Source organism: Chryseobacterium sp. RR2-3-20, from assembly GCF_017808115.1.
Classification (GTDB): domain Bacteria; phylum Bacteroidota; class Bacteroidia; order Flavobacteriales; family Weeksellaceae; genus Chryseobacterium; species Chryseobacterium oryzae.
This window is the reverse complement of the sequence record NZ_JADQBD010000003.1, coordinates 96,242-103,230: the sequence shown is the minus strand read 5'-3', so window position 1 is coordinate 103,230 and position 6,989 is coordinate 96,242. Positions and strand designations below refer to the sequence as shown.

4 protein-coding genes are annotated in these 6,989 nt (G+C 34.6%); 3 read left to right on the top strand and 1 reads right to left on the bottom strand.

Annotation, left to right across the window (positions count from 1 at the left end):
* Window positions 1-268 precede the first annotated feature (268 nt).
* Window positions 269-1,471, top strand: coding sequence for a glycosyltransferase (locus IV513_RS01585; protein ID WP_209388762.1), 1,203 nt, complete (start codon window positions 269-271; stop codon window positions 1,469-1,471).
* Between the two features lie 65 nt (window positions 1,472-1,536).
* Here IV513_RS01585 and surE read toward each other — a convergent pair whose 3' ends face one another.
* Entirely contained in the window at window positions 1,537-2,307 is a 771-nt protein-coding gene (gene surE / locus IV513_RS01580) for a 5'/3'-nucleotidase SurE (protein ID WP_209388761.1), read from the bottom strand.
* A 147-nt stretch (window positions 2,308-2,454) separates the two neighbouring features.
* Between surE and IV513_RS01575 the strand changes: the two genes are divergently transcribed.
* Together IV513_RS01575 and IV513_RS01570 are read left to right on the top strand one after the other, a co-directional pair.
* Entirely contained in the window at window positions 2,455-4,581 is a 2,127-nt protein-coding gene (locus tag IV513_RS01575) for a carboxy terminal-processing peptidase (RefSeq protein WP_209388760.1), read from the top strand.
* Between the two features lie 170 nt (window positions 4,582-4,751).
* Window positions 4,752-6,977: a carboxypeptidase-like regulatory domain-containing protein gene (locus IV513_RS01570; protein WP_209388759.1), complete on the top strand. Its 2,226-nt coding sequence runs from the start codon at window positions 4,752-4,754 to the stop codon at window positions 6,975-6,977.
* The last annotated feature ends 12 nt before the right edge of the window (window positions 6,978-6,989 follow it).

The following is a 6,989-nucleotide window of genomic DNA, read 5'->3' as shown; positions in this document are numbered from 1 at the left end:
TTACAACCCTTACAACTATTCAGTTTTTGAATAGATTTATTTTTGATAGAAATATAAACAACCTAAAAATAAATCTCGTTTGATAATGCACTACGAGTTAAAATAGTATCCTAACGACAAATCTTCTTTTTATGCTGAATCTGCAGCCCGACCTGAGTGGAGCTCATCCCGAAAAGCTCTGGGAAAGCAATGGCTTTCGGGATAGCGGGAACGGAGGGCGGAAATAGCTGCCCCAATTATATGATTTAGAATTTCTATTTTTGTACCTGTGAAACATCTCGTTATTATAGGACTCGTTATTCCGGAGCCGGCTTCTACGGCGGCAGGACATCGGATGATGCAATTGATGCAGTTATTTTCTGAAAACCATTACCGAATAACTTTTTTGACCGCTTCTAATAACATAGAGTTTTCGGAAAAGATAGAGGTGGAAAAAATCGAGATCAATAACGAGAGTTTTGATGAGAAAATCCGAAATCTAAATCCCGACATTGTCCTTTTTGACCGTTATGTGACCGAGGAGCAGTTTGGTTGGCGCGTTTCTGAAAGTTGCCCTAATGCGATAAAAATCCTGGATACAGAAGATTTGCATTTCTTAAGAGAAGCCCGGCGGAAAGCGTTTGTTGATAAAAGAATAGTGGAAAATAGGGATTTGGTTAATGATGTTTTCAAACGAGAAATGGCGTCGGTACTACGATGTGATTTATCGTTGATTATTTCTGAAGTTGAGTATCAATTGTTGATAAATCAATTCAGAATCAATCCGGAAATTCTGCTTTATATTCCTTTTCTGACAGAGAAAATCGAGAAAAATAAAACACCTTTTGCCAAGAGAAAACATTTTGTAAGCATCGGAAACTTTCTCCACGAGCCCAATTGGCAAACGGTTCTCAAATTGAAATCGATCTGGAAATCGATCCGAAAACAACTTCCGGAAGCTGAACTCCATATTTACGGTGCCTATGCTTCTGATAAGGTTTACCTACTCCACAACGAGAAAGAAGGTTTTTTGGTAAAAGGGCGGGCAGAAAATGTCGAATTTATTTTTAATGAATACAGAATTTTGTTGGCACCCATTCCTTTTGGTGCAGGTCTAAAAGGTAAACTTTGGGAAAGTATGCAGTTTGGCTTACCCAATGTTACAACGACTGTCGGTGCCGAAGCGATGCATAAAGATTTGCCTTGGAATGGGTTTATCGAAGATTCTGATGACATGTTTGTAGAAAAAGCCATCGAGTTATATCAAAGTCAGTCGCTTTGGAATCTGGCCAATGAAAATGCTTATGAGATTTTGAAACAAATGTTTGATAAGCAATTGTATGTCGGTTTGTTTTGGGAAAGAATTTCTAAAATTGAAGACCATCTGCAGGCTCACAGAAACGAGAATTATCTTGGCAAAATCCTGCAGCATCATCAACTCAACTCAACCAAATATATGAGCCGCTGGATCGAGGAGAAGAATAGAAAATAAAAGACAGATTTCTACTATTCAAAATTTAGAAATCTGTCTTTTTGATTGTTTTTATTAAAGCGTTATTAATCGAATTTCATTATTTCATTTAAAGTATTCATATATTCGTACGCTGTAAGATCGAATTTTACCGGAACAATAGAAATATAGCCATTTGCCAAAGCTGTTTCGTCTGCATCTTCAGACTCATCCATATTGTTGAAATATCCTGTAAGCCAGTAATATTTTTTTCCGTGTGGATTAATGCGTTCATCGAAACTTTCTTCCCATTTAGCGTTCGCCTGTTTGCATATTTTTACCCCTTTTATTTCATCTTTTTGAAGTTTTGGAATGTTCACATTTAATACAACACCTTTAGGCATAGGATTTTCTAAAGTTTTTTTAACAATTTTCTGTATATATTCTTTAGCCTGTGTAAAATCTGCCTCCCAACTGAAATCCAGTAAAGAAAAGCCAATAGACGGAAGTCCTTCCACACCACCTTCAACCGCAGCAGACATTGTACCAGAATAAATTACATTAATGGAAGAATTGGCTCCGTGATTAATTCCTGAAACCACAATATCTGGTCTTCTGGGAAGAATTTTATCTAATGCCATCTTTACACAGTCTACTGGCGTTCCGCTGCAAGAAAAATCTTTTTGAGGACCATCTAAATGCAGTTCTTCGTAGCTTAAAGTAGAGTTGATGGTAATTGCATGACCTTTTCCGCTTTGCGGAGAATTGGGAGCCACCACAATTACTTCTCCTATCTCATTCATAAATTCTACAAGATTTCTGATCCCCGGAGCAGTAATACCATCATCGTTGGTAACCAGAATAAGTGGTTTTTCCATATAAAAAATTTAATTGTAACAAAATTACTTAAAACTAATTGATTATTCTAAATAAGGTATTAATTTTGATAATTTGTAACGGTAATTTAATTATAGCTACTAATAAAAATAATTCTTAAAAAATTTAATAAAATATATTATAGATTTATGTGGAAAAATTTCAAACTGAATAAATTTTTACTCCTCATTCCATTAACAAGTCTTATGTTTTGTTTCAATTCACCTAAAAATGATGATGAAAAGATGCAGACGATTATGGTGAGTGTTAAAAATACTCTTTCTTACTTACATTACAGTCCAAAAGCTTTCAATGATGCGTATTCTAAGGATGTTTACAAGCATTATTTTGAAATGATAGATCCTGCGAAAAGATATTTTCTGCAGTCTGATATGGATGAATTTTCTAAACACGAAACAAAGCTTGATGATTATATCACTCAGGGAGATCTTACATTTTACAAGCTTACTATAGACAGATTGTACCAAAGAGTTGATGAAATCGATAAAATGACTCAGGATATTTTCAGTAAGCCCATAAATCTTGAAGAAGACGAATCGCTAATTCTTGAGCCGAAGCTTAAAAAAACACCTGTAAACAAGCAGGATCAGTATAATGAGTGGAAAAAATTCATCAAGTACAATATTCTTCAGGAAATTGAATCGATGAACAGCAAAGAAGAAACTCAAAAAGAGAAAAAAGATTCTGTACAGAAATTTAAATTGAAAGATACCATAAAATTGGAAGTTCTTTCGCCTCAGCAAAAGCTTACAAAAGCTACAGATGAGGTAAAAGATTTGGTGAAAGAAACCTTTACCAGATTCAAAAAAAGAAAAAAAATGGATTGGTTTACGGTGTATATGAACGCGTATACAGAAGTTTTCGATCCGCACACCAATTATTATTCTCCGAAAGATAAAGAAGATTTTGATACCCAGTTTAAAGGAAAAGTAATTGGTATTGGAGCCTTAATTCAGGAGAAAAAAGGAAATTTATATTTGGGTGCATTAACGATTGGCGCTCCTGCTTGGAAATCGAAACAGCTTTCTGAAGGAGATAAAATCCTGAAAGTAAGATCTAAACCGAAAGAAGATGCCGTAAATGTGGTAGGAATGCTTTCGGATGAAGCTGTGAGGTTAATTCGTGGAGAAAAGGGAACTCCGGTAACTTTAACGGTTCAGAAGAAAGACGGTACCATAAGAGATGTAACAATGATTCGTGAAGAAGTTGCCATTGAAGATACTTTTGCTAAAAGTATTATTGTAAATTCTCCGAACGGAAAAAAATATGGTTTTATTAATTTACCAAGCTTTAATGCGGATTTTGAAGATGAAAAAGGAAGAAACGCATCCGATGATATTAAAAATGAAATCGTTAAACTGAAAGCTCAGGGAATTGAAGGAATTGTTCTGGATTTAAGAAATAACGGTGGAGGTTCTTTAACCGAAGTTGGCGATATTATGGGATTGTTCATGAACGCAGGACCTTATGTTCAGGTAAAAGATGGGAACGGAAAAATTCAGACGCTTAAAAACAAACAGGAAACACCTATTTGGACGGGTCCTTTGGTTATTATGCAAAACGAACTTTCTGCTTCTGCTTCAGAAATTCTTGCCGGAGCAATGCAGGATTATGGCAGAGCGATTATTGTAGGTTCTCCACAGTCGTTTGGAAAAGGTACAGTACAGACTTTCGTAGATTTAAACAGATTTTTGAATACTGAAGATGATTTCGGATCTTTAAAACTAACGATTCAGAAGTTTTACAGAATTACCGGCGAGTCTAACCAAAGAAAAGGAATTGTTTCTGATATTCAGATGAAAGATTTCTTTACCTATGCAGAAATTGGTGAAAGATATGATGAATTTGCTCTTGCATGGGATAAAATTCCTAGTGCCAGCTTCCAAAAGCTGAATGGTCTAGATGTAAAAACTTTAGAAAAAGCGAGCAATGAAAGAATGGCAAAAAATGCAAACTACCAGTTACTTCTGGAATCTGCACAATGGAGAGAAAAACTGAATAAAGAAGAAACCATTACTTTAAATATCAATAAATTTAATGAGTTGATGAAGCAAAGAAAAGCTCAGATTGAGAAATTTAAGAAACTTTCTAAATTTGATAACGGACTGAAATTTGCGATGTATCCTTCAGAAATAGAAAGAGAAAAGAAAGATGAGGTATTTAAAAAGAAATCCGAGTTTTGGATAAAAAATCTTCAGAAAGATTCTTACCTTCAGGAAGCGATGAATATTGTTGCAGACATGCAGTTTAAATAATAAATATGATAAACCATCAACGAAAGTTGGTGGTTTTTTTATGATTTAGAAAATGTTTTAAAGCAGGTCATTTCAATAAAAACGATTCAGTAAGCAGAAATAACGATTCAGTAACAAAAATAGTTTTTAGAATAGTTTTCAGTATAATTTTACAGAAAATTAAAACATCCATGAAAATTTTATTTCAAAAACTATTCAGCTTTCTCTTTATTTTAGGCTTTGCTTTTACCTTTTCGCAGGTTAAAGTTTCCGGTAAAGTTACGTTTAAGAATAAAGGTATAGCTGAAGTTAATGTTACGCTTAAAGATACTTATGACGGAGCAACCACAGACAAAGAAGGTAGTTTTTCTTTTGAAACCACAGAAAAGGGAAGTCATATTCTCATATTTTCGCATCCTAAATATGCAGAAGTACAAAAAAATATCTCTATAGCCAATGAAAATCTGGTTGTAAATGCAGATGTTAAAGAGCAAGTAAACGAAATAGATGCCGTTGTTATTTCTGCTGGCTCTATAGAAGCAAGTGACAGAAAACGGGCTACAGCAGCACTTACTCCCATGGATATTTACACTACAGCAGGTTCTCAGGGACAAACTACTACAGGATATAAATTTCTTCCCGGAGTACAGAACGCAGGCGACAGCGAAGGTCTTTTTGTAAGAGGTGGAACCGGTGCAGAAACCAAATACTACATAGACGGAAATCTTGTTAACAATTATTTCAGCAGTTCGGTTCCCGGTCTTGCAGGAAGAGAAAGATTTAATACTTCAATCTTCAAAGGAAGTGTTTTTTCCAGCGGTGGGTATTCTGCACTGTACGGACAGGCTTTATCATCTGTTTTATTACTGGAAAGTGTTGATATGCCCGATGAAAGTTCATATTCTTTTAATATTTTTCCATTTTCTTTGGGCGGAAATTATCAGCATCTTAACGAGAAAAAAACATTCAGCTATGGTTTAGACGCTAATATTTTTAATTTAGGCTTAATTACCAAAATCCTGAATTTTGATACCCACTTTATTAAAGCTCCGAGAAATATTTCTGTAAACGGAAATTTCAGAGTGAGAACAAAGTCTGGTGGTTTTCTTAAATATTACGGAAGTTTCGATACCAATTCACTCGTTGTTTCTCAGCCCAGCTTAGAACAAAATTACGATGAACAACAACCTTCTGTTCAGGGAAAAAATACATTTCACAGTCTTACCTACAAAAAGAAAATGGGCAGTTATTTAATGAATATAGGCTCGTCTTTCAGCATCAATAAAAATGATTTGCAAATAGGAATTCTAAATGCAGGAAACAGCATCGGAAACGTAAATATAAATTCTGAAGGGTTATACTGGAACAGCAGAGCTGTTTTCGAAAGAAAAATTGCTTCTGCAAGCAATGTAAAAGCCGGATTTGAATTAATGTCTGAAAATGACAAATCACAATCTTCTATATTTAATTCTGTACCGCAGAAAAACACAATCAACAACTTTGCCACAGCATTATTTGCAGAAAGTAATTTAGCATTCGGAAGAAATTTTTCTACAAGTTTAGGCTTAAGAGCAGAAAATTCAAGCTTTCTCAATCAGTGGAATGTGGCACCTCGATTCTCGGCAGCATACAGAATTTCAGAAAAATGGGTAAGTTCATTGGCGTACGGTATTTTTTATCAAACACCGGAATTTAGATATTTAACACAGAATTTCAGCCAAAATTTTCAGAAAGCCACTCATTATATATTCCAGATTCAAAGAAGCGAAGACAAAAGAACATTGCGTTTGGAAGCTTTTTACAAAGATTATAAAAATTTAGTAAAAACAATTAATACAGGCTTTCAGAATACAGTTATTCCACAACAGGGAAGCGGGTTCGCAAAAGGCATAGAAATACTTTGGAGGGATAAAAAAACGCTTAAAGATATAAATTATTGGGTTTCTTATTCTTACCTAGATAGCAGAAGGGAGTTTTTGAATTACCCAACAGAGCTTTATCCAAGTTTTGCAGCAAAGCATAACATTTCGTTTGTTGCAAGCAAATTTGTAAATTCTTGGAAAACGGGTTTTAATTTTTCATACACATATACATCGGGAAGACCTTTCTACAACATTATTGCGGCAAATGGCGAAAATATCATGAAATCTCAAGGTAAAGTAAAAGACTTTAATTCTTTGAATTTCAGCTTGAATTATCTTCCCAATCTAGGAAAAAAAGATGCTAAAGCATTTACTGTTCTTGTTGCCGGAGTTAATAATATTTTGGGAAACAAAAACATCTACGGGTATCGTTTTTCTTCGAATGGAGAGGTGAGTGCTCCTGTTTTGCCTGCAACTCAAACTTTTGTGTATGTAGGTGCTTTAATTAGTTTTGGAATAGATAAAACGCAGGAAGCGATAGATAATAATCTTTAAAAATTCATTAAA